Below are 2,018 nucleotides of genomic sequence, written 5' to 3'. Positions count from 1 at the left end.
CCTGATCCTGGGCCGTGCGCAGACCGGCATCGCGGCGTTCTGAGCCCGTCCCGCTGCTTCCGAAAACCCGCCGCGCGCGGGTTTTTTTACGTCGGATGCCGCGGTCGTTCCGGCGAACATAAAAAAACCCGCCGAAGCGGGTTTTGGAAGCCTGGCCGAAGACGGCTCAGAACTTGTAGCCGACCGTCAGGATGTACGCGTTCGGATCCAGCTTCATGTGCTGGTACTGGCCGGTCGAAAAGTGCACGTCGGTACGGAGACGGGTCTTGAGGAAAGCCACGTTGGCGTACCAGTGCTGGTCCACATTCATCTGGACACCCAGCTGGCCCGTGTAGGTCCACTTGTTGTCGATGCTGAAGGTAGTCGGCACGCCGGCGCCTGGGTTGGTCAGCGCGGTCATCGCGAACGAACCGGTTTCCTTCATAAACATGGCGCGGGTGACACCCAGGCCGATGTAGGGGCGGAAAGGCGTATCCGGCGTGAAGAAACGATATTGCACCAGGGCGATCGCCGGCAGTGCCTTGACGGTACCCAGCTGACCGGTGCCCTGGATGGCGCCGGCGCCGTACAGCTTGTGCTTGTACGGGGTGCCGAGAGCGGTTTCGACCGAAATATTGTCGGTCAGGCCGTAGTTGACCAGCAGGACCGGCTGGGTGTCCTTGCCGACATCGCCCAGCGAGTTCGGCAGTGCCGGCGCCGAGATCGCGCCGCTTTCCACTTTCGGGACCAGCTGGTTGACGCCGACCGACATGGCAAACTGACCCTTCGACTGTGCCATGGCACCGGTCGCGGCAGCCAGGGCGCCAGCGGCGACCAGCATTTTCACAACATTCTTACTCACGTTCATGTGTTCTCCTGATTCTTATAAGATTGCCCGCCCTCGGGCCGGCTTGTCTCGGATTACAGCCAGCCTTTGACGGTCATCTGTTCCAGCACATAACGTGCGATCAGCGCGTACTCGAACGGCGTCGGGTGCACGGCGTCGGCGAACATGTAGTGGCTGACGTCGCCAGCGATCAGGTTGTTCTTGTTGCAGACCAGCGAGGAACCCAGCGGATTCTTGGCAGGGCTCAGGTCGCAAGCCGGGGTGGTGGTATTGGTCAGCCCATACGGCGCCGGGTTGGTTGCCTGGTCGCGGCTGATGGTGGCCAGGTCGACGTACAGCACCTTCGCTTCGCCGGCGACGGCAGCACGCAGCTGGTCGTTGAAAGCGGCAACCATGGCCATGATCAGCTTCTGGGTCTCGGCAGACTGGGCCTTGGCCGACGGCGAGATCGACACGTCCGGCAGGTTATTCACGACCACGTAGCCAGCGCCGTTCGCCAGGATCTGGTTCTTGACCAGTGCGCCGAGTTCGGTGGCGGCCTGGGCCAGGTTCTTGACCAGGACCGGTCCCTGGTCGGACTGGTACTTCGCGGCGGCTGCCAGTGCGGCGGCGCCGGCGGTGTTGCCGATCGTCGTGGCGTTGGCTGCGGCACCGGTGTTGCCGTTGCGGGCGGCGGCAGTGATCGCTGCGCCGATGATCGACTGCGAGGTGGCGGTCGACTTGGCCGACTCGGTCACGATGGCGGCCTGGATCGTCGCGGCGCCGCCGGTGGTGCCGGGTGCCAGTTGGGTGATCAGGCTGGTTGCCAGTGCGGTGCCGCCGGCTGCGGTGGCGCCGGCCGAGAATTCGCCCAGTTGCTCCAGCACGTCGTTGCCGCCTGCCATGACGATGACCAGTTCATCGCTCTTGAACTTGCCGCCGACCTTCTTCAGGTGGTTCGCGATCTGGGTCACGACCGGCACGGTCATCTGGCCCAGCGAGACGGCGCCCGGCTTGTCGAGCGCCTTGTTGCCCGGGCCGATCGGGTTGGTCACGCGCGCACCGCCCTGGGCATAGTTGAAGCATTCCGGATGGTCGGTCACCGGCACCGAGAAGCCGGCAGACGCGGTGCCCTGCAGGCCGGTCTGGGCTGCGCATGGCGTCGGCAGGCCGAGCTGCGCTGCAACCAGCACGGTGTAGCCCAGATTCAACC

The 2,018-nt window shown here is 64.5% G+C and carries 2 protein-coding genes; both read right to left on the bottom strand.

Going from position 1 to position 2,018, the window contains the following annotated elements; genetic code table 11:
- Positions 1–166: 166 nt before the first annotated feature.
- Complete coding sequence (locus NX782_RS26090; protein ID WP_258848424.1) at positions 167–847, bottom strand: OmpW/AlkL family protein; 681 nt, start codon at positions 845–847, stop codon at positions 167–169.
- A 53-nt stretch (positions 848–900) separates the two neighbouring features.
- Positions 901–2,018, bottom strand: a 1,118-nt coding sequence (locus NX782_RS26085; RefSeq protein ID WP_258848423.1) for an SGNH/GDSL hydrolase family protein, incomplete at its 5' end; no start/stop codon positions are given.

Source organism: Massilia norwichensis (assembly GCF_024753245.1).
In the GTDB taxonomy this organism is placed as follows: domain Bacteria; phylum Pseudomonadota; class Gammaproteobacteria; order Burkholderiales; family Burkholderiaceae_D; genus Telluria; species Telluria norwichensis.
The sequence above is the reverse complement of the archived record's forward strand: the minus strand, read 5'-3'. Positions and strand labels throughout refer to the sequence as shown.